The organism is Leisingera sp. SA215 (assembly GCF_055902035.1).
Window position 1 is genome coordinate 142,585 of record NZ_JBVVXU010000006.1, and the last position, 21,448, is coordinate 164,032.

Annotated in this window: 15 protein-coding genes, 2 pseudogenes and 1 other annotated feature; of the genes and pseudogenes, 10 read left to right on the top strand and 7 right to left on the bottom strand. The window is 62.1% G+C overall.

The annotated features are described in order from the left end of the window. Nucleotides 1-5 precede the first annotated feature (5 nt). The 3 genes and pseudogenes from AC0KW6_RS08955 to AC0KW6_RS08965 form a co-directional block, all read left to right on the top strand. Nucleotides 6-1,058: a Rieske 2Fe-2S domain-containing protein gene (locus AC0KW6_RS08955; RefSeq protein ID WP_474034717.1), complete on the top strand. Its 1,053-nt coding sequence runs from the start codon at nt 6-8 to the stop codon at nt 1,056-1,058. Beyond that, nucleotides 1,055-1,678: a pentapeptide repeat-containing protein gene (locus tag AC0KW6_RS08960; protein WP_474034718.1), complete on the top strand. Its 624-nt coding sequence runs from the start codon at nt 1,055-1,057 to the stop codon at nt 1,676-1,678. Before AC0KW6_RS08955 ends, AC0KW6_RS08960 begins: the two co-directional genes overlap by 4 nt. Nucleotides 1,679-1,760: 82 nt before the next feature. After that, a pseudogene (locus AC0KW6_RS08965) lies at nt 1,761-2,770 on the top strand (IS3 family transposase); the annotation flags it as partial. Beyond that, nucleotides 2,051-2,167, top strand: a sequence feature (AL1L pseudoknot). Its footprint overlaps the pseudogene before it by 117 nt. Before the next feature lie 33 nt (nt 2,771-2,803). Here AC0KW6_RS08965 and AC0KW6_RS08970 read toward each other — a convergent pair. From AC0KW6_RS08970 to AC0KW6_RS08980, 3 genes and pseudogenes are all read right to left on the bottom strand, one after another. Beyond that, nucleotides 2,804-3,512: pseudogene (locus AC0KW6_RS08970) on the bottom strand (transposase); the annotation flags it as partial. Between the two features lie 669 nt (nt 3,513-4,181). Next, the gene (locus tag AC0KW6_RS08975; protein ID WP_474034719.1) at nt 4,182-4,349 is read right to left on the bottom strand and encodes a hypothetical protein; all 168 of its coding nucleotides are present in this window, start codon (nt 4,347-4,349) and stop codon (nt 4,182-4,184) included. Between the two features lie 60 nt (nt 4,350-4,409). Beyond that, the gene (locus AC0KW6_RS08980; RefSeq protein ID WP_474034720.1) at nt 4,410-5,918 is read right to left on the bottom strand and encodes a Fic family protein; all 1,509 of its coding nucleotides are present in this window, start codon (nt 5,916-5,918) and stop codon (nt 4,410-4,412) included. A gap of 266 nt (nt 5,919-6,184) precedes the next feature. Between AC0KW6_RS08980 and AC0KW6_RS08985 the strand changes: the two genes are divergently transcribed. The 5 genes from AC0KW6_RS08985 (at nt 6,185) to AC0KW6_RS09005 (ending at nt 11,734) form a co-directional block, all read left to right on the top strand. Beyond that, nucleotides 6,185-6,694, top strand: a complete 510-nt coding sequence (locus AC0KW6_RS08985) for a hypothetical protein (protein ID WP_474034721.1) — start codon at nt 6,185-6,187, stop codon at nt 6,692-6,694. Nucleotides 6,695-7,521: 827 nt separating this feature from the next. Then, complete coding sequence (locus tag AC0KW6_RS08990; protein WP_474034722.1) at nt 7,522-8,481, top strand: dihydrodipicolinate synthase family protein; 960 nt, start codon at nt 7,522-7,524, stop codon at nt 8,479-8,481. After that, nucleotides 8,472-9,398: a 4-hydroxyproline epimerase gene (locus tag AC0KW6_RS08995; RefSeq protein ID WP_474034723.1), complete on the top strand. Its 927-nt coding sequence runs from the start codon at nt 8,472-8,474 to the stop codon at nt 9,396-9,398. The genes AC0KW6_RS08990 and AC0KW6_RS08995 overlap by 10 nt, the downstream gene beginning before the upstream one ends. 58 nt (nt 9,399-9,456) lie before the next feature. Further along, nucleotides 9,457-10,695, top strand: coding sequence for an NAD(P)/FAD-dependent oxidoreductase (locus tag AC0KW6_RS09000; RefSeq protein WP_323778876.1), 1,239 nt, complete (start codon nt 9,457-9,459; stop codon nt 10,693-10,695). A 13-nt stretch (nt 10,696-10,708) separates the two neighbouring features. Further along, nucleotides 10,709-11,734, top strand: a complete 1,026-nt coding sequence (locus AC0KW6_RS09005; protein ID WP_474034724.1) for a trans-3-hydroxy-L-proline dehydratase — start codon at nt 10,709-10,711, stop codon at nt 11,732-11,734. 45 nt (nt 11,735-11,779) lie between these two features. On the opposite strand, the gene AC0KW6_RS09010 is transcribed toward AC0KW6_RS09005, so the two are convergent. After that, nucleotides 11,780-12,820, bottom strand: a complete 1,041-nt coding sequence (locus AC0KW6_RS09010; RefSeq protein WP_474034725.1) for an Ldh family oxidoreductase — start codon at nt 12,818-12,820, stop codon at nt 11,780-11,782. Nucleotides 12,821-12,947: 127 nt separating this feature from the next. On the opposite strand from AC0KW6_RS09010, the gene AC0KW6_RS09015 reads away from it, so the two are divergent. Together AC0KW6_RS09015 and AC0KW6_RS09020 are read left to right on the top strand one after the other, a co-directional pair. After that, nucleotides 12,948-13,628, top strand: a complete 681-nt coding sequence (locus AC0KW6_RS09015) for a GntR family transcriptional regulator (RefSeq protein ID WP_323778882.1) — start codon at nt 12,948-12,950, stop codon at nt 13,626-13,628. A gap of 102 nt (nt 13,629-13,730) precedes the next feature. Next, nucleotides 13,731-15,242, top strand: a complete 1,512-nt coding sequence (locus AC0KW6_RS09020) for an aldehyde dehydrogenase (NADP(+)) (protein ID WP_474034726.1) — start codon at nt 13,731-13,733, stop codon at nt 15,240-15,242. 788 nt (nt 15,243-16,030) lie between these two features. On the opposite strand, the gene AC0KW6_RS09025 is transcribed toward AC0KW6_RS09020, so the two are convergent. Genes AC0KW6_RS09025 through nirB form a run of 3 tightly spaced genes read right to left on the bottom strand, consistent with a single transcriptional unit; the run spans nt 16,031 to nt 21,446 of the window. Further along, on the bottom strand, nt 16,031-18,676 hold the full coding sequence (locus tag AC0KW6_RS09025) for a molybdopterin-dependent oxidoreductase (RefSeq protein WP_474034727.1): 2,646 nt from the start codon (nt 18,674-18,676) through the stop codon (nt 16,031-16,033). Beyond that, complete coding sequence (nirD, locus tag AC0KW6_RS09030) at nt 18,676-19,008, bottom strand: nitrite reductase small subunit NirD (protein WP_323778890.1); 333 nt, start codon at nt 19,006-19,008, stop codon at nt 18,676-18,678. The genes AC0KW6_RS09025 and nirD overlap by 1 nt, the downstream gene beginning before the upstream one ends. Then, nucleotides 19,005-21,446 (bottom strand): nitrite reductase large subunit NirB, encoded by a 2,442-nt coding sequence (gene nirB / locus AC0KW6_RS09035; protein WP_474034728.1) that lies wholly within the window; start codon nt 21,444-21,446, stop codon nt 19,005-19,007. The genes nirD and nirB overlap by 4 nt, the downstream gene beginning before the upstream one ends. Between the last annotated feature and the right edge of the window lie 2 nt (nt 21,447-21,448).

Sequence of the window (21,448 nt, forward strand, 5' to 3'; positions counted from 1 at the left end):
AAGCCATGCAGAACAGTCAAAGCAATCGCAATCGTGTCGAGGAATACGTCTCTCAGGGGCTGCGCGGCTTCTGGATGCCGGTGGCCGCCTCGGTGCAGTTGAAAGCGGGCAAGCCGCTGGCGCGCCGGGTCGCGGGTGAGAACCTCGTGATGTGGCGCGATGGCGCAGGCCATGTCCATTGCATCGAGGATTTCTGTCCTCACCGCGGGGCAAAACTGTCGCTGGGACGTGTTCATGGCGACCACATCGCCTGCTGGTACCACGGTGTAACCGTGGATGGCACCGGCACCGTGGTGCGGGTGCCCGCGATGCCGGAATGCGCCCTGGAAGGCCGCAAGGCGCTGACCTCGTACGAGACCGCCGAGGCGGGTGGCGCAGTGTTCATCTACCTGCCCTCCGCCGACCGGCCCGAAGCGCCAGAGTTCACCCCGCCGGAAGAATTCGTCTCGGATGAATGGCAGGTCTTCCCCTGCATGACCCACTGGGACTGCAACTACCGCTTCAGCCTCGACAACGCAGCCGACCCGATGCACGCCTCCTATCTGCATGCGGACAGTTTCACCCTGGCCTATGGGTCGAAACAGGACACCATGAAGCTTGAAAAGCGCGAGAAGGGCTTCCAGATCGAGCGTGTCTCGCAACAGGGCGTGAACTTCGACTATACCGAGGTGGTGATAGATGAGGGCGTGATGTTCTTCCGCCTCGATATTCCTTACCCCGATGGCGCCGGTCCGGGCGGGCCGTTCCGGATCATCGGTTTCGCCACCCCCATCGACGAGCACACGCACCATAGCTTCTTCTGGCGCTGCCGCAAGGTGCAGGGTATGGCAGCGGAGAGCTGGCGCTTCCTCTACCGGGCCAGCCTCGAAGACCGTCACTGGCATGTTCTGGAACAGGACCGCACCATGCTGGAATCGATCCCCGAAGACGCCCGCCGCCGCGAGATGCTCTACCAGCATGATATCGGTGTCTCCCGCCTGCGGCAGATGATGGTCAAACGCGCCAAAGAGCATTTCAAGGCGCTGGATGCCCAGGAGGCGGAGAAGGAAAGCGCATGACGCCGATGTCTCCGCAGGAACTGCGCGCGGCTCTGACCGCGCCCTTCGTTCCCGGCGAGGCCCTGGATCTCAGGGCCCGCCGCATCACTGGCGCGCTGGACCTGTCGGGGCAGTCCCTTTGCGGCTTTGACCTGACGGGATCGGTCTTTGAAGGGCGGGTGACTCTCGCCGGGGCAACCTGTCTTGGCCTGACATGGTTCCGCAATTGCGTCTTTGAACAGGGGCTGGACGGCGGCGGCGCCGTCTTCGGCCATGATCTGAGGTGCGACGGCGCAGAGTTTCGTGGCGATGCCTGCCTGAGAGGTGCGGAAATGCGCGGCACCTGCGTTCTGGACGCCGCGGTGCTGCGGCAGAAGACGGACCTTGCGGGCGCAGAGATCCTGTCAAGCTTCTCCTGTGCGGCGACCCGGTTTCATGGCCCGGTCGATCTGGCCGGTGCGACGCTGCTCGGCGGGCTTTGGGCTGAAGGAGCCATCTTCCAAAGCGGTGTCAATGCGTCTGACGCTGAGGTTTATGGCCGTACATGGCTGCGCCGCATCACCGGGGCAGATGACAGAGGAGGGAGTTGCCACGCGTCGCTCATGGAGCAGATCACGCCCTACGGCTACATGTGGACTTAGGTCATGTTGATGGCGTGGATGCCTCCCACCATGAACCGCCCCGGCTTGCCCGGAGAGCAAAACTCTCAAAGGATAGCTCTCCATGGACAGGAAGAAGAATACGACAAGCCCGTACCCGGCCGAGTTCCGCGAGCGGGCGGTTCAGATGGTGATCGAGCATCTTGATGGCTACCGCAGCTTGACGGCCGCGGTGCGCGATATCGCCGGCAAGCTGGGCTGCTCACCGGACAGCCTGCGCGTCTGGTACAAGCAAGCGCAGCGCGACGCCTGCAAGGAAGCAGGGCCGACGAGCGCAGAAAAGACCCGCATCAAGGAACTCGAACGCGAGAACCGGGAGCTGCGGCAGGCGAACGAGATCCTGAAGAAGGCCAGCGCTTGTTTTGCCCAGGCGGAGCTCGACCGCCCGTTCCGCAAATGACTGCCTTCATTGACGAATTCCGGGAGGAGTTCGGGGTCGGGCCGATCTGCCGCGTGCTGCCGATCGCCCCTTCCACCTATCACGCACAGAAGGCAATCGCCCGGGAACCCTCCCTCGCATCCAGGCGGGCGCGGCGGGACCTGGAGTTGAAGGATGAGATCCACAAGATCTGGTCTGAGAACCGCAAACTCTACGGCGCGCGGAAGATCTGGCATGTCCTGAAGCGCGGCAACTTGGCCGTCGCGCGCTGCACCGTGGAAAGATTGATGCGGGAGATGGGGCTGCAGGGTGTCGTGCGCGGCAAGAAGACCGTCACGACAAATCCCGGCACCGCGAGGCCCGGCCCGGACGGCAAGGTCAACCGCGCGTTCCATGCCGATCGGCCAAACCAGCTCTGGGTGTCAGATTTCACATATGTGCCGACCTGGCCGGGCACCGTCTACGTCGCTTTCGTGATCGACGTTTTCGCGCGGCGGATTGTGGGTTGGCGTGTCTCCAGCCCGATGACAACCCAGTTCGTACTCGATGCGCTCGAGCAAGCGCTTTGGCAGAGAGAGCCACTTGAAAACAAGAGCTTGACCCATCACTCGGACCGCGGATCGCAATACCTGTCCATCAGGTATACCGAGCGGCTGGCCGATGCCGAGGTGGACCCATCAGTCGGAACGGTCGGGGGCCGCAGCATGACGCGCGCCGCACATCAAAACCACATCCAGGTCGCAGTTATATGCAAAGTCGGCTTTGTCAAATTGGCCTCTTGCGGCGGCGTTTGATGTCATGGGCTTGGGGACAACGACCGAGATGCCGGCGTCTTAGCTGGCGACGATTTCCTCACCTTTGTAATAGCCCTTATCGGCGATTGCTGTGAGCTGATCTGTCGTCATTTCTTCCTGCGCCGCCACGGCCATCATCGACAAAGCATCACGGTCAAATCCAAGCATCGTGACTTCATGAGCAAAGATCAGATGGTTATCAGCTTCGACAGCGGTTTGAACATTATAGCCAACGATCCGTGGCATCCGCGCCGTCGTCGCCATGGATCGGGCATCAGGATCGCTAAGCGAGACCTGCGTCTCGCCCGTCTCGTCCATGCGCTGTTCAATTGACCGGTAGCGCACCGCCTCTCTTTGCAGATGTTCCAAGTGTGCGTTCCATCCGTGCTTCTGGCAGCACCGTGCCCGTCTGCTCAAACACGGCGTCAGTGCGATCCAACTCACCAAGATAACGATCGATTGCTTTGTCGATCTCACCCAACTTCTGGCGCAGCTTACCACGCGTGTAATTCTTGGCTTTGGCATTCAGAGCTTTGAACCGGCTGCCATCGATGGCGACCACGTCCGCTTCCAGCAAATCCATGTTGCGACACAGGGCGACAAATTGTTGGCACACTTTGCGGATCGCAGGCCCGTTATCCTTGAGCTATTGTTAAATCTGGTTCTCTGAGTGCGGCATGTGTCAAGTCTTTTGCTTGTGTCCATTAGGGGTCATGGTTCTCTCCGAAGTCGCGATTTTAACGCTTCATAATGGTTTTCGGGAGCAGATCGTCATCAAATGTGTTTAGCGAGGTCCAGGCCTCGACCAGATTTGCGAGATCGATCAACTGCCGTCCCTTCAGGACGTGGTTTCTGCCACAAGTTCGCAGCTGAACTGGCCCCTATTTCGACCGGACATCTTGGCTTGACCAAGGAGGCTTAAGGATAGCCTTACTCTCCGGGTTTCGGACCGCAGACGCGGATTTCATCCTGGCGGCCTGCCGCTGCGGCCTCTTGCCCGAAGGCTGGAAGGTCACAACGCGGGGCGACGAGCGGCACCACGAACAGACACTCCGGGTACTTCAAGTTACAACATCAACTGGAACGTCCCGGTCCGGCGATCTCTACCGCCTCGTGCGCAATCTGTGCGAAGCGCTGCAGCAACCCTGCCCGCTGCTTGCCCTGCTGCCGCACGGCGAAAGCATCCCGGACCGTTTCAATACAGTCTTGCCCGAGTCTGGGAAAACCATCGCCGACCCTGCCTGCGGCACCGGCGGCTTCCCTTCCAAACCAAGCGCAGAATCGGACATATGGCGGACACGAGAAAAAGGGCTCAGCTGCGTTTTGCATCTAAGCCCTTGAAATCTTTGGTTGCGGGAGCAGGATTTGGACACTGTTTTATGCGGGCCGAATAATCCACAAGCACCAGCGGTCGTTTAAGTTTACGGTGATAAGACCGCCCGCCACGCACGGCAGAGTAGCGGTTCAGAAGAAGATACATAGAACGAGTTCATTGTCCGGCCGTGCAGATTTAAATCGTCTGCGCATCGGCTGGAGGAATTCACCCGGAAGACCAGGCTGCCTCGTAGGCCTCCTCGATCAGGACGACTTCCTCTTCGGTCAGCGCCGAGAATTCCTTGCGCAAAGCGCGCCTGGATAGCATGCCATTGCCCTGTTCCAGAAATCCTCGCAGCAGATCCACCTTGCGCGCCGGCAATTCCAGTATCTCGTCGATACTGGATTTGAACCGGTCAAAACGCTCAATGTAGTCGATTTCTTTGGGGAGGTCCCGCTCGACCGTTTCCCTGACGCAATCGGCGACGAACTCGGCATGCATGGTGCTGTCGAAGAAGCGGTAAAACACCGCTGTGTCCGACAGCACCTCTACATTCCCTTGGGCTGTGGGCTTCCAGTCGATGAACTCCATCATCGGCCCCGACACGGACTTTAGAACTTCGCTGTATTCCTCGATGCGCCGGTAGACCACGACGCTGATCGGGAAGACCAGGCCCGCTGGATTGAACCCGCCACGGGCCAAGACATGGTGCAGCAGATACCGATGAAGGCGACCGTTCCCATCCTCGAAGGGGTGGATATAGACAAAGCCGAACGACACCGCGGCCGCGACCACCATCGGATCAACGCCGCCCTCGAGAGCCCGCGCTTCATAGAGCGCAATTCCGTCCAGAAGGTCTTCCAGATCCTCGTGGCGGGCGCTGATATGCAACGGCTCCGGGATATTTCCGTCGCGGGTGTGGCCACCGATAAAACCGCCCTCCTTACGAACACCCATCTTCACGAAGCGCGCATCTCGCAAGACAATCTGTTGCAGGCGCTCAAGCTCGTCTTTCGATAGCTGGTGGCTTCCCGCCTCTCCGATCGCACGCGCCCAGCGGGCGGCACGCTGGGGGCCAGGCTTCTCCTGCTCGATCGCAAATGAGGCCTTGGAATCGTCCAGCAGCAGGAAGGCCGCGGCGCGCGACACGATATGCTGCGGCGCCTTTTCGGTGACCTCCCTTGCCCGACCCGGCAATTGAAGCGCGATCAGCTGGTCAAGCCTCGAAGACCTCCGCACGAGCGGACAAAAGGCCGGAGTGCCGGGCAGGTTGTCGATGATTTTGTGGCGCGCCGATCGAACTCCGGAGACCATGGCGAAATAGATGTCCGGATCAAGCGCTGGCTCATACTTCACCTTCCCCAGATCGGGCAGGTCCAGCTGCTCGTCTGTCAGCCATTCCCAGAAAAACCAAAGCCGTCGCGCAAAGAGGCCGGTCGCTCCCGTCAAGGCCCGGGAGATTTCGGAAGAGTCCGCAACCCTGGTGGTCTCATGCATGATCCGCAGATCGATGCCTTCGTTCTTGATGGCAAACATCAGGTGATCGAACACGGCCTCACCCGGCCATTGCTGCGTTCGGAAAATCTCCCACTCCGGCTCGGACCGGCGTTCATGTCGATCGGAGACAAGAGACAGGCGGCGCGGCATGGGCACGCGCAGGCCGAGCTCGCTGACCAGCCAGCCATATCCTGCAATCCGGCCCGGCCCGGGAAGCTTTTGTCCATAGAAATTCATCACCGCGCCTCGAAATCTCTCACCCATCCAGAGGATACTTAGATTTTCCTCACCCAAGTGACAAGATCACCCGCTACGAAAATCTTCACCGTGCGTCGATTTTCTTCACCATTAGCTCCATACCGCCGAATTTCCTCACCCCCCTCACCCGCCGCCGTGCATTCACAGGCGTCCCAGATACGGTCGCCCGGACAAAAACCACCAAAGAGTGTAGAGTCCCTACGGCCAGCACTCCTCCAGCTTGGTCTCGAACCGAAGGTTAGTGGATGACCACTCCGAAGGAAAACGTCGCCATCGCAACCGGTGAAATATCAGACGTTTTCGCAATCGACGTTGATGTCTCTGACGGAATGGTCGGTGAGAGCAACGACTTCTGCCGCAAGATTCCCAATGGCACGAAGAACCCCAAATCCTCGCTGACCTTGTTCCGCAACGGGTATTATCCCCGCATCGCTGTCACCGTGGACATGATCGCCACCGGCACCGACGTGAAACCGCTCGAATGCCTGCTGCTCATGCGGGACGTGAAGTCCAAGAACTACTTTGAGCAGATGAAAGGCCGCGATATCCGGGTGGTCAAACCCGATGACCTTAACAAGGCCTCCCCGTCGGCTTGGGCAAAAACCCACTATGTCATCATTGACGCGTTGGGCGTGACCAAATCCCTCAAAACCTCCAGCCAGCCGCTGGTCAGCAAGCCCTCAATCCCCTTCTGGAATCTGGCCATGCGGATAAAAACGCCAAAACCATCGCGCAGGAGTTCGAGGACTACCTGAAAGAACACCGCGACGCGACCGAAGCACTCCCGATCTACTTCAATACCTCTGCACAGCGGGCCAAGTTCACCCTGCCGATGATCAAGGCCGCGCTGAAGAAGCTGACCGAGGACCGCCCCCGCCATGCCTGGCTCAATGTCCGGCGGGCCTATGGGGCGGTCCGGGTCCGGCACGGTCGGGGACGCCGGGAAAAGCAGAAGCTCGAGACTGCCGTCGCCCCGGCCCTTGGGCGGCGGCCCGCTCAGCCCCGCTTCCCGGGCGCGTCTCAAACATGTCCCGGCGCTTCCCTTCCCAAACCCCGGCGGGGCGGCAATCGCCCGCTCACTCAACCCTTGGGCAAACTTCAATCGCAATACGTCTCCTATACGGCGCAGGGTCAGACGTCCTGTCGGCATCCGGCCCCTCCTTGTGATTCAGAGGGGAGTATCCTCGGTTCGTCGACCGGTTCCACCCATGATCCCGTGAAATCACTGACCGCGATCACGCGAAACGCGCCGGTCTGTCTTCCGTATAATGAAGGTCAGGGGCGGCAAACCTCGCAAAGACAGCCGGCGTTCAGGGCGGCTGTCTTGTTACGGATCCGTCTCCGAGGCCGGGGATCGGCGCGGCCGCTCGCGCCGCTTTGGCCCGGCTTCTAAAGTTTTTTGGCACCGGTGCTAAAAATTATTGGATTTTGGATCCAAAAATAATAAGACTGCATTGCAGAGTCGTGAGTTCCAAGCGCGGGTCTGGCAAAGCGAGTTATCGTGGCATCGGGCCGCGGCCCAGGCTGGGATCTCAGTTCGGCAGACTGGCCCGAAAGGCGGCTTATTCAAAAAGGAGCACTCATGTCCCAGAATATCTTCACGGGTACCATGCCCGCACTCATGACCCCTTGTAAGGCGGATCGCACCCCGGATTTCGACGCCCTGGTGAAAAAGGGCAAGGAAATGATCGCGGCCGGCATGTCTGCCGTGGTCTATTGCGGCTCCATGGGGGACTGGCCGCTGCTGAGCGACGAAGAGCGCATGACCGGTGTCGAGCGCCTGGTCGAAGCCGGTGTACCGACCGTTGTGGGCACCGGTGCGATCAACTCCAAATCCGCAGTGGCCCTGGCGGCCCATGCGCAGAAGGTCGGCGCTGCAGGCCTGATGGTGATCCCGCGTGTTCTGTCGCGCGGCACATCCGCCACCGCGCAGAAGAACCACTTCAAGGCGATCCTGACCGCGGCACCCGATGTGCCCGCGATCATCTACAACAGCCCGGTCTATGGTTTCGCCACCCGCGCCGATCTCTTCTTTGCGCTGCGCGCTGAACATCCGAACCTGGTTGGCTTCAAGGAATTCGGCGGCAAGGACGATCTGCGCTACGCGGCCGAGCATATCACCAGCAAGGACGATCAGGTCACCCTGATGGTCGGTGTGGACACCGAGGTTTACCACGGCTTCGTCAACTGTGGTGCCACCGGCTCGATCACCGGCATCGGTACCGCACTGCCCAAGGAAGCCCTGCTGCTGGCCGCTCTGTCGCAAAAAGCGGCTAAGGGAAACGCCGAAGCCCGCCTGCGCGCACGTGAGCTGGAAGAGGCCTTTGGCGTGCTCGCCAGCTTTGACGAGGGCACCGACCTGGTTCTCTACTACAAGTACCTGCTGGTTCTGAACGGCGAGGAAGAGTACCGCCTGCACTTCATTGAAAGCGATGAGTTGACCGATGCGCAGCGCAACTATTGCGAACAGCAATACAAACTGTTCCGCACCTGGTTCGCCGATTGGTCTGCGCAGGGCGGGATTATCGCTGAATGCATGTAATCGACAGCCATACCGGCGGGATGCCCACTCGGGTGATCCTTGAGGGCAGCCCCGACCTTGGGTCGGGGCCGCTTTCCGCGCGGGCGGCGGTGCTGGCCAAGGAACACCTGGATTTCTGCAATTCGGTGCTGCTGGAGCCGCGCGGCCAGGCCGGCATGGTGGCGGCGCTGCTGGTGGAGCCGGTGGACCCGGACTGCGTAGCGGGCGTCATCTATTTCGATGCGGATGCGGTGCTGGGCATGTGCGGCCATGGCACGATCGGCCTCGCCGTCACTCTGGCGCATATGGGGCGCATTTCCCAAGGCACCCACAGGATCGAAACCCCGGCAGGGGTTGTCACGGTGGAGCTGCATGACGCCAACACCGTCTCTGTCACCAACATCGAAAGCCGCCGCATCCATCACGATGTGACGGTTGAGGTTGCGGGCCATGGCGCGATCACCGGGGACATGGCTTATGGGGGCAATTGGTTCTTCATCGCGGAGTCGCCGCTGGAGGTATCGGCTGCGAACATTCCGGCGCTGACGGATCTATCGGTCGCCATCCGCGAGGCCTGCATTCGCAGTGGCATCAGCGGACCGGAAGGGCAGCCGGTCGATCATGTGATCCTCAGCGGCGCCAGCCCGAACGCGGCCGCGTTGCACCGCAATTTCGTGCTGTGTCCGGACAATGAATATGACCGCTCCCCCTGCGGCACCGGAAGCTCGGCTTTCGTGTCTTGCCTTGCCGCAGCCGGCAAGCTGGCAGTGGGCAAGGAGATCGTGCTGGAAAGCGTGATCGGCAGCTCCTACAGGCTGTCTTACCAGCCCGGTCCGACGGATGGGGTCATCCCGCGTATCACTGGTGAGGCCTATGTCATGGCAGAAGCGACGCTGGTGTTCGGCCAAGATGACCCGTTCAAGGGCGGGATCGTCTGAATATCTGGCGGGGCGCCTCTGCCGCCCCGCTTCTTCTTTGAAACAGAGGGCAGATCCCATGCCGCAGGATATCGTTGTCATCGGCGCAGGTGTCGTTGGTATCAGCATCGCAGCCGGGCTGGCCCGGCAGGGGCACAAGGTCCGGGTACTGGATCGCAAAGGCGTTGCCGCCGAAACATCGCAGGGCAACGCGGGGGCCTTTGCCTTTACCGACGTGATGCCGCTGGCGGCGCCGGGCATCATGCGCAAGGCGCCGAAATGGCTGCTGGATCCGCTGGGCCCGCTGTCGATCCCGCCACGCTATGCGTTGCAGATCGCGCCCTGGATGCTGCGGTTCTGGCGCGCCAGCTGGCAGGACCGCCACGACGCCTCCATTGCAGCGCAAAGCGCGCTGATGGATCTGTCCAGGGCGGCGCTGGAACGCCAGATTGCCGCCACCGATGGCGAGGCGCTGATTCAACGCGACGGCCAGTTGCAGTTGTATGAAGGCCAGACGCAGTTCCGTGACAGTCTGCCGGGATGGGAGCTGCGCGGCCGCTACGGGATCAAGTATGAACTGCTGCGCAGCCCCGAAGAAATCGCGGAGATCCAGCCAGGGCTCGACCGCCGGTTCACCCACGCGGGTTTCACGCCGGATTGGATCAACACAACCGACCCGAAAGCATGGACCGAACATCTGGCGCAGGTGTTTCTGGCAGCTGGCGGAGAAATCCTCAGCTGCAATGTCCGCTCGATCATCCAGGACGGGGCGAGGGTTGAGCTGATCTGCGAGGACGGCAGCATCACGGCGGACAAGGCGGTGGTGGCGGCGGGTGCCTGGTCGCACCTGCTGGCCCGCACCCTAGGCGACCGCATCCCGCTGGAGACAGAGCGCGGCTATAACACCACCCTGCCTGCCGGGGCATTTGACGTGCGTACCCACCTGACATTCGGCGCGCATGGTTTTGTGGTCAGCCGGATCAACGGCGGCGTGCGCGTTGGCGGCGCGGTGGAGCTTGGCGGGCTGAAGCTGCCGCCCAATTATAAGCGCGCCGATGTGCTGCTGGAAAAGGCGGCGCGTTTCCTGCCGGGGCTGGACATCTCGGGCGGCACCCAGTGGATGGGTTTTCGCCCTTCGATCCCGGACACGCTGCCGGTCATTGGCACCTCGCCGCGTGCCGCAAGTGTGATTTATGCCTTTGGCCACGGCCACCTGGGCCTGACGCAATCCGCCGCTACCGCGGAGCTGGTCGGGGAGTTGGTTGCCGGCCGCGACAGCGTCATTTCACTGCGGCCCTACCGGGCTGACCGTTTTTAATTGAGGGAACACTATGCGTAGTAGCAAGACGATCCACGTGATCTCTGCCCATGCTGAGGGCGAAGTCGGTGATGTGATTGTGGGTGGGGTGCTGCCGCCGCCGGGCGCGACCCTGTGGGAGCAGCGCAACTTTATCGCTCAGGATGAAACCCTGCGAAACTTCGTGCTGAACGAACCGCGCGGCGGCGTGTTCCGTCATATCAACCTGCTGGTGCCGCCCAAGCATCCCGATGCCATCGCAGCCTGGATCATCATGGAGCCGGAAGACACGCCGCCGATGTCCGGCTCCAACTCGATTTGCGTCTCGACGGTGCTGCTGGACGGCGGGCTGGTGCCGATGCAGGAGCCGGAAACCCATATGGTGCTGGAGGCACCGGGCGGGCTGGTGAAGGTGCGCGCAGAGTGCCGCAACGGCAAGGCTGAGCGCATTTTCGTGCAGAACCTGCCGAGTTTTGCCGACAAGATTCAGGTTCCGCTTAAGGTCGAGGGGCTGGGCACGATCACCGTCGACACCGCCTATGGTGGCGACAGTTTCGTCGTCGTGGATGCGGAGGCACTGGGCTTTGAGATCGTCGAATCCGAGGCCAAGGAAATTGCCCGCCTTGGCGTGCGCATCACCGATGCGGCCAATGAGCAATTGGGGTTCAGCCACCCGGAAAACCCTGAGTGGGATCACATTTCCTTTTGCGCCTTCTGCGGACCGCTCAGCAAAACGGAAACCGGCCTGAGCGGAAAATCGGCTGTGGCCATTCAACCGGGCAAGGTCGATCGCTCGCCGACCGGCACCGCGGTTTCGGCGCGCATGGCGCTGATGGCGGCGCGCGGCCAAATGCAGGTCGGGCAGACTTTCGATGCAGTGTCGATCATCGGCTCGCGCTTTTCCGGCCGCATCCTCGAGACCGCAAAGGTCGGCGGCCGTGACGCCATCGTGCCGGAAATCAGCGGCCGCGGCTGGGTGACGGGAATTCACCAGCATATGCTGGACCCGGATGACCCCTGGCCGGGCGGCTATCGCCTGTCGGACACCTGGGGCGCTTGAGTAAACGAAGAAGGGGGCTGATCAGATCAGCCCCCCTTTTTTGGTTCACGCGCCGGACAGAGCGGTCAGATCTTCATACAGCGCCTGCGGGATTTCCACATAACCGCGCTCCAGATTGCGGGCACGGGCGGCAAAGCGGCGCTGCGAGGGCAGCCGCGCGCCCTGATCGATGATGTCGGCAAACAGCCGTTCGGCGCGGGCGTCGTTTTCGGCGGTGCGGCCCGCGCTGAAATGCTGCGGATCAAAGGCGAGGATGATCTCGCCATGATACGGCGCGCCGCCAGCGCCCTCGGCGAACTCCATGCTTTCCAGACTGGTGAGGTCGTCGATCAGCGGTCCGGCCATCAGTTCGATCATGATCGACAGGGCGGAACCTTTGTAGCCGCCAAAGGTCAGCATCGCCCCATCCAGCGCCGCCTGCGGGTCGGTGGTGGGCTTGCCGTCCTTGTCGATTGCCACACCTTCCGGCAGGGGTTTGCCTGCGCGCATGTACAGTTCGATCTCGCCGCGGGCAAAGCCGCTTGTGGCAAAGTCAAAGGTGAAGGGATCCTTGCCTGCGCGCGGCCAGGAAAAGGCGATGGGGTTGGTGCCGAGACTGCCGCGTGTTCCACCGGCAGGCGCAACCCAGGAATGGCTGGGCACCATTGCCAGGCCTGCAAGACCGGCAGAGGACAACCGTTCAACCTCTGGCCAGAGCGCCGAGAAATGAAAGCAGTTGTTGATTGCCATCGCGGCAATTCCATACCTCCGCGTCTTTTCGATGAGCGTCGGCAGTGCCTGTTCCAGTGCCAGAAGAGACATGCCGCCCCGTGCGTCCGCACGCACTATGGCGGCATCTCCGTTTACTATGTGAGGCTGAACATGCCCATCAATCTTGCCCGCCCTCATCGTCTGCTCACACATGAGCAGGCGGAACAAGCCATGCGACTGACAGTCATCAATTTGGCATGTATACAGCATGTCCGAGATTGCCTGCGCATGGGCTTGGCCATAGCCTGCGCGGCCGAGAACCGACAGGCTAAGCTTCTTGATCTCCTGAAGTGGAAGTTGTCTTACGGTCGTCATAGCGCGGCTCCAATCTTTCATTTTGGATATTGGATGCAATAGTTGAGAGACGTTTGGCAAACCTTTTTTGACTTCTGAAACAGGAAATGCTGCTGTATGGTCAGCCTGTTAGTAAACATGCATCCAAAATACAAAAGGGAGAGGCAAGATGGCAGGCGGGCGAGCTGTCAAGAAGCAAAGCTTACCTGAAATGATCGTAAGCGATCTCAGGCAGCGCATTCTAAGCGGTGAGCTGGCAGAAGGAGAGGCCATCCGGCAGGAGCTTCTGGCGAAAGAATATGATGTCTCAAGGATGCCTGTGCGGGAGGCCTTGAAGCGGCTGAGTGCAGAAGGCCTTGTGCAATGGGAGAACAACCGTGGCGGGACGGTCATCAAGCATTCGCTGCATGAGATTGGGGAAATTTTCGATCTGAGGGTTCTGATCGAAGTTGACCTGTTCCGCCGAGCAATTCCAAACATGTCAGAGGCCCACTTTGAGGCTTGCGAGCGGCTTCTGACTGAGATGGAACGCTCTTATGAAGCTGACGATGTCAGCCAATGGGGCAAGTTCAACCACGAATATCACATGGGGCTTTACGCGGCGGCTGACCGGCGCATGTCGATGGAATTTCTGGAACGCATCAGCCTTCATTCGGATCGCTATGTGCGTATCCACCTCAGCGTCATGAAACAGCGCAAACCTGCACAAGAAGAGCACAGGAAGCTTCTGGCGCATGCCCGCAATGGTGACGTTGACGGCGGGGCAGCCTTGTTGCGGCAGCATATTGAACGCACCAAGAGTGAATTGCTGGAAATGATTGAAAATCAGAGGCGTCACGGAAGCGATTAATTGGTTGCTTGAGAAGGCAGGGACTTGCGCGCACCGTCTAATTGGATACAATATCCTAAATATCGAACCTCGACCTATGCACCCGCACGAAAGTGAGCCGACATGACCCTTATCCCGCATGGAAAACACCTCATCGCAGGCGTTTGGACCGCAGGCAGCGAATCGTTTCAATCGAGCCCCGCGCATGGGCCGAGCCACAGTTTTTCCGTTGGCCGCGTGTCGGATGTGGAAGCAGCCGCCCAGGCCGCGGAAGAGGCGTTCTGGAGCTATGGTTATTCTACCCGCCAGTCCCGCGCCGATTTTCTGAATGCAATTGCCGATGAAATCGAAGCACGGGCCGACGCGATCACCGAAATCGGAACCCAGGAAACAGGCCTGCCCGAAGCGCGTCTCCAAGGGGAGCGTGGCCGTACAACTGGCCAGTTGCGCCTGTTTGCCGCCCATATTCTGAAAGGCGACTACCTGGACCGCCGTCATGACGAGGCGCTGCCGGAGCGCCAGCCGATGCCGCGCCCGGACATGAAGATGGTGCAGCGCCCTATCGGTCCGGTTGCGGTGTTTGGCGCCTCCAACTTCCCGCTGGCTTTTTCCACTGCCGGGGGCGATACCGCCGCGGCACTGGCTGCCGGCTGCCCCGTGGTTGTCAAAGGCCATTCCGCACATCCGGGAACCGGAGAGATCGTCGCCGAGGCAGTTCATGCGGCGGCAACGAAATGCGGCGTGCATCCCGGCGTGTTCAGTTTGATTCAGGGCGGCAACCGCCACGTGGGTGCGGCGCTGGTCCAGCATCCGCTGATCAAGGCGGTCGGGTTCACCGGTTCGCTGGCCGGTGGCCGCGCGCTGTTCGATCTGTGCGCTGCGCGTCCCGAACCAATTCCGTTCTTCGGCGAACTCGGCTCTGTCAACCCGATGTTCATTTTGGACGGGGCGCTGGTCGCCCGTGGCGAAGAGATCGGCAAGGGCTGGGCGGCTTCGCTCAGCATGGGGGCGGGCCAGTTCTGCACCAATCCCGGTGTTGCCGTTGTCAATTCGGGAGAGCAGGCAGAAAAATTCGCCGCTGCGACCCGGCAGGCTCTTGGCGAGACCGGGGCACAGACAATGCTGACCGATGGCATAGCCGAAGCTTACCGCAACGGTCAGCGGCGGATCGCCGAAACGGAAGGTGTCCAAGAACTGCTGACTTCGATGTGCGGCCAGCGTGAAGCGACTCCATACCTGTATCAGACGACCGCTAAGAACTGGATGCAAAACGAAGTGCTGGCCGAAGAAGTGTTCGGGCCTATGGGCATCATTGTTGTGGCAGAAGGCGTCGAAGACATGCGCGCCATCGCGCAGAGCCTGAAAGGCCAGCTGACCTGCACGGTGCATATGGAAGATGCCGATACCCCGGACGCCCGGACGCTGATGCCGATCCTGGAGCGCAAGGCGGGCCGGGTTTTGGCGAATGGCTTCCCCACTGGCGTCGAAGTGAGCGATACCATGGTCCACGGCGGGCCGTATCCCGCATCGACAAATTTCGGAGCCACATCAGTGGGGACCTTGTCGATCCGCCGCTTCCTGCGTCCGGTTTGCTATCAGAATTTGCCTGAGGGGCTGCTGCCCGCAGACCTCTGAACGGATCCAAGGCCCGTGCGAGGAGGCACGGGCTGTTCCATCCATAGGAAGGCCCCCAAATGAAAGCCGTTACCGAATCCCTGACCGCTGCGGCGGCCGGCATGGCTGCGCTATTGACCATTCAGCACCCTGCACCGGCGCCCCCCTTCGCGCGCGCATGATCGCGGATATGCCGGCACGCGATCTCGGACCGGCGTCGCAGACTGGCCACTTGCGCGGATGCAAGCGGTTTGCCTCCTGACTGGGGCGCTCACCGGAGACAGGGGCACCGGGGGAATTGAAGCACTTCCAGCTGCATCTGATCCGAAAGCGGGTCGAACAATGCTTCTGCAAACTCAAGAACATCCGCAGAACCGCAACCCGCTGGACTATGACAGCCGAGAGTATTCTGACTGTCGTCGGCATCACTTCAATCCAGGTCTGGCTGCGGCCTTTGCCGACATGACCTTGTTGCCAGGCGCAGCAACCCGCCGCGGACCCGGGGTGCCTGTCCCACCGATAGGTAAAAGACAATTGTGGTTCCCGGCTTTGCATACCGGGCGCAGTCGGGCAGAGGGTCTCCGGCGCCGCTTCTGGCGGTGATGACGCCGGGTACGGTTTCCGTTTCAATTCCGGCCGCGCAGTCGGAGCCAATTGCAGAACCTCCTCATCAACCAGCCGGTCGTAGAAAACCGTGCCGGCCTGCTGCAGCCGTTGCATCGCGCATAACGTCAGCAGGTCGCGTGCGCCGGGGCCTGGGCAGGCCTGGGCAAACGAAACCGGTGCGGTTTGATTTGCCGGAGAATCTGTCATTCCGAACCGTCCCAATCTGCGGCCTCCCGGACCGGACGCCGTGCCAGCAAGTCAGCAATGTCAGGGCGGCAGGAGCCGCAGTTCGTGCCCGCCTGCAAGGCGGCGCCGACCTCTGCAACGCTCATCAGCCCGCCGTTTCCAATGGCGTGCAGAATGGTGTTGGCCCCGACGCTGAAGCAGGCGCAGACCACCGGGCCGGGGTCGGGCTGGTCCGCTGCGGGACGGCCCGTCAGCACGCCTGCCGCACCGGTTCCCGGCAGGCCGGCCAGGTAGTCCCGGCTGACCGCCACCGGTTCCGGCCCGGTGAACAGTGCGGCCATGACCTTGCCATCCTGAATCAGGGCCAGCCGGGCAATGCCCTTGCACCTGTCTGTCACTATTTGCACCTCGGCCTCCGGAAGGGCGAACAGGTCCCGCGCGGCGGCCTCCGGTTCCGCAAGGGGGACCAGCCCGGCGAGTTCTGCTCGGTATCCGGCTTTGGTGCGTGCCATGGCCCAGTAGTCCGCCAGCGGCGTCATCGGAAGGCTCGAGACTGCAAACCCGTACCACGCCGGCTGCCAGCGGTCCGCCGCAACAACTGCGGCCTTGCTTTCAGGCTGTCCCGAAACCGGATCAACGGCGGCGGCGACAAGTCTGTCAATGCGCGCGGAGGGGGCGGTTTCGCCGGTCCAGTGGATCGGCACGAACAGGTCGCCGGGCTGTACATCTGTCGTGATCCGGGCGCGCAGGATGGCCTGCCCGTGCGGGCTGCTGAGGCGCAGCAGATCCGCAGGTTTCACCCCAAGCACCCGAGCGTCCTGAGGATGGATGTCGGCAAAGGGTTCTGCCAAGTGCCCCGACAGGCGCGGTGCCAGCGCGGTGCGGGTCATCGTGTGCCACTGGTCCCGGATGCGGCCGGTGTTCAGACGGAACGGGTATCGGCGGCCTTGCGCGGCCGCCGGAGGGCAGCAGCGGACCGGCAGCATGCGGGCCTTGCCGTCCGGGTGAAAGAACTGCCCGTCTGCAAAGAAACGGCCGCCCTGGCGGCTGCGGGTGACCGGCCAGCGCTGCGGGGGCAGATTGTCGTAGTCCTGGCCGGAAATCGAAGCGAGGCCGGAGATGTCGAAGTCAAGCCCGAAGCTGCCGGAAAGGCCGGACAGCGCTGCGTGCTCGCGGAAGATTTCTGCAGGTGTCTGATAGCCGAACGCCTCGCCCCAGCCCATGCTCCTGCCTGCATCTGCCAGAATATCCCAGTCGGCGCGGGCCTGGCCGGGCGGCGGCAGAACGGCACGTTGCCGGCTGATTGTACGGTCGGAGTTGGTAACGGTGCCGTCTTTTTCAGCCCATCCAGCAGCGGGCAGCAGCACATCCGCCAACCGGGCGGTGTCGGTTGCGGCGGTGATGTCGCTGACCACGGTGAAATCGCAGGCTTTGATGGCGGCGGAGACGGCATCAGCCTCCGGCATGGTGACGGCCGGGTTGGTGTGGATGATCCAGAGCGCCTTCAGCCGCCCGTCACCCGCGGCGCGGAACAGGTCGACTGCCTTCAGGCCCGGCCGCTCCGGCATCGCGGGAGCGCCCCAGAACTCCTGCACCGCCGCGCGGTGGTTTTTATTTTCCAGATCCATGTGGCAGGCCAGCATATTGGCCAGCCCGCCCACTTCGCGCCCGCCCATCGCGTTGGGCTGGCCGGTCACCGAGAACGGTCCGCAGCCGGGCTTGCCGATCCGGCCGGTGGCCAGATGGCAGTTCAGTATCGCATTCACCTTGTCTGTCCCGGACGTGGACTGGTTCACGCCCTGGCTGAAGATGGTCACCACTTTTTCGGTGCGCATCCAGAGGCTGCAGAATGCTTCGATTTCGCTGTCAGACAGCCCTGTCACCGCGGCATCGGAGGCAAAGGCGGTTTCCAGCGCCTCACCGAGCCCATGCACGTTGCTCAGGTAGTCCGTGTCCAGCGCGCCGCCATCATGAAGCGCGGCCAGCAGGCGGTTGAACAACGCCACATCGCTGCCCGCGCGCAGCTTCAGATGCATATCGGCCTGATCACAGCTCGCCGTGCGGCGCGGGTCTATCACCACCAGCTTGGTGCCGCGGCTTTCGCGGGCGGCCAGAATGCGCTGGTGCAGCACCGGGTGGCACCAGGCGAGGTTGGAACCGACCAGCACGATCAGATCCGCCTCCTCCAGATCCTCATAGCTGCCTGGCACGGTGTCGGTTCCGAAGGCGCGTTTGTGCCCCGCAACGGCGGAGGCCATGCACAGCCGCGAGTTGGTGTCGATATTGGCGGAGCCAAGAAAGCCCTTCATCAGCTTGTTGGCGACGTAATAATCCTCGGTCAGCATCTGACCAGAGAGGTAGAATCCAACACTGTCCGGCCCGTGCTTCGCCAACGCCTGACGGAACTTCGTGGCAACCAGGTCCAGCGCGCTGTCCCAATCAGTGTCCCGCCCGTTAACTTGCGGCGTCAGCAGCCGGCCCTCCAGCCCCAGGGTCTCCCCCAGTGCCAGCCCCTTGGAGCAGAGACGCCCGCGATTGGCCGGGTGCTCCGGATCGCCGCGCACCGTCAGCCCGCCCGCACCGTCCGGACGCAGAAGCACGCCGCAGCCGGTGCCGCAATAGGGGCAGGTGGACCGCACCTCCGCCGAATTGCCGCCCGCCATCAGGCTGCGCTCCGCCTGCCGACGGCTGCGCCGTCGATCAGTAGCCGGCCCGCCTCGATGCGCAGCGGAAAGGTCTCGATCCGGCCTGCGTCGGTGCCCTGCGCCTCGCCGGTGTTCAGATCGAACACCCAGTTGTGCAATGGGCAAGTCACACTTCGCCCATGCACGATGCCTTCGGACAGCGGCCCCCCTTTGTGCGGGCAGCGATCGGAGGCGGCAAAGACCTCCGCAGGTCCAGTACGGAACAGGCCGACGCAGCCAACGGGCGTTTTTACGACCCGCGCGCCATGCAGCGGGATGTCTTCGATGCGGCCAATGTCGATCCAGCTCATTCGGCGGCCTCCAGTGTGAGATTGGCAAGCGGCGCGTATTGCACCCGTGTGGCTCTGTCCCGCGCGTGTTCGGCCCAGGGGTCCTTGCGGTAGATCGATTGCGAAAGTTCGAACCGGGCAGCCAGCGCCCTGCGGTTTTCCAGATCGTCCACGATCTGCGCCTTGACCCAGTCGAGCCCCACTTTGGCCAGCCATTTGTATATCCGGTCCAGATACTTGGCGTTTTCGCGATAGATCTGGGTCATGGCCGAAATCACCTCCATCGCCTCGTCCTCCGTCGCCACCTTGCACAACAGCTCGGTGCCCTTGATCTCCATGCCCGCTGCTCCGCCGACGTGGATCTCGTAGCCGCTGTCGACACAGACCACGCCGATATCCTTGCAGGTCGCCTCGGCGCAGTTGCGCGGGCAGCCGGAGACCGCAAGCTTCAGCTTGTGCGGCGTCCAGGAGCCCCAGAGGTGTTTCTCCAGCTTGATGCCCAGCCCGGTGCTGTCCTGCGTCCCGAACCGGCAATGGTCGGTGCCGACACAGGTTTTCACCGTGCGCAGCCCTTTGGAATAGGCATGGCCGGAAACCAGCCCGGCCCCATTCAGATCAGCCCAGATGCCGGGCAGATCCTCGCCTTTGACGCCCAGCAGGTCGATGCGCTGGCCGCCGGTGACCTTGACCGTGGGCACGCCGAATTTGTCGGCGGCATCGGCGATGGCGCGCAGTTCATCCGGGGTGGTGATGCCGCCCCACATGCGCGGCACCACCGAAAAGCTGCCGTCCTTCTGGATGTTGGCGTGCTTGCGCTCATTCACGAAGCGGCTTTGCGGATCGTCGCGGTATTCCAGCGGCCAGTCGGCCAGCAGGTAGTAGTTCACCGCCGGGCGGCAGATGTGGCAGCCGTTGGAGGTGTTCCAGCCCAGTTCCTGCCAGACCGCCGCCTGGCTTTTCAGCTCGCGGCTTTTGATCAGGCGGCGGACGTCCTCGTGGCTGAGGTCGGTGCAGCCGCAGACCGGCTGCGCCTGCGGCAGCTGGAAGTCATCGCCGAGGGTTACCTGCAACAGCTGTTCCACCAGCCCGCTGCAGGTGCCGCAGGAGGCGCTGGCCTTGGTTGCAGCCCGGACCGAACCGAGGTCGGTGGCACCGCCTTCGATGGCACTAGTGATCTGTCCCTTGCACACGCCGTTGCAGCCGCAGATCTCCGCCTCAGGCGGCAAGGCTGCAACGGCTGACAGAGGGTCCGCGGAGGCGCCCCCCTGAAAGGCCGGGCCGAAAATCAGCGTCTCACGCATCTCCGCGATGCCGCTGCCGTCCTTGATCAGCCCGAAGAACCAGCTGCCATCGGCCGTGTCGCCATACATCACGGCACCGATCAGCCGGTCGTCTTCGATGACCAGCCGCTTGTAGATGCCGCGCGAGGGGTCGCGAAAGACAATGTCCTCTCGCCCCTCGCCCTCTGCAAAATCCCCGGCGCTGAACAGATCGCAGCCGGTCACCTTGAGCTTGGTGGCCAGCTCCTTGACCACAAAGCCACTCGGCTCGCCCAAGAGGCTGTCAGCCAGCACCTTGGCCTGATCGTAAAGCGGTGCCACCAACCCGAACAGGTGGCCGTCAAACTCCACACATTCGCCCACAGCATAGACATCCGGATCCGAGGTCTGCATCTGCGCGTTCACCTCGATCCCGCGCGCCACCTCCAGATGCGCGTCCGTCGCAAGCCGGGTTTCGGGACGGATGCCCACCGCCATCACCACCAGATCGGCACCCAGCGTCTCGCCGCTGTCCAGCAGCACGGCTTGCGCGCATTCTTCGCCCAGGATCGCCTTGGTCGAGGCCTGGGTTTTCACGGTGATGCCGCGTCCCTCCAGATCCTTGCGCAGCAGGTATCCTGCGGCTTCGTCCAGCTGGCGCTCCATCAGGTGGCCCATCAGGTGCAGCACGGTCACATCCATGCCGCGCTCTTTCAGGCCTGCCGCAGCTTCCAGCCCCAAGAGGCCGCCGCCGATCACCACCGCCTTGCCGCCTTTGCCTGCGGCCTCGATCATCGCGTTGGTGTCGTTCAGATCGCGGTAAGAGATCACCCCCGGCAGGTCATGGCCCGGCACCGGGATGATGAAGGGAGCCGACCCGGTGGCGATTACCAGCTTGTCGTAAGACACAGTGCCATTCTCACCGGTCACGGTCTTGGCCTCCCGGTCGATGGCGGTGACATGCTCGCCAAAACGGCAGGTGACGCCATGTTCCGCATACCAATCATCGGAATGGGTGACGATCTCTTCATAAGCCTTGTCGCCCGACAGCACCGGCGAGAGCATGATGCGGTTATAGTTGCCGCGCGGCTCGGCGTTGAACAGGGTGATGTCGTAGGCGCTGGGGTCAGTCTCGAGCAAGTGCTCGATCACCCGGCCAGAGGCCATGCCGGCCCCGATGATGACGAGTTTCTGGGTCATGG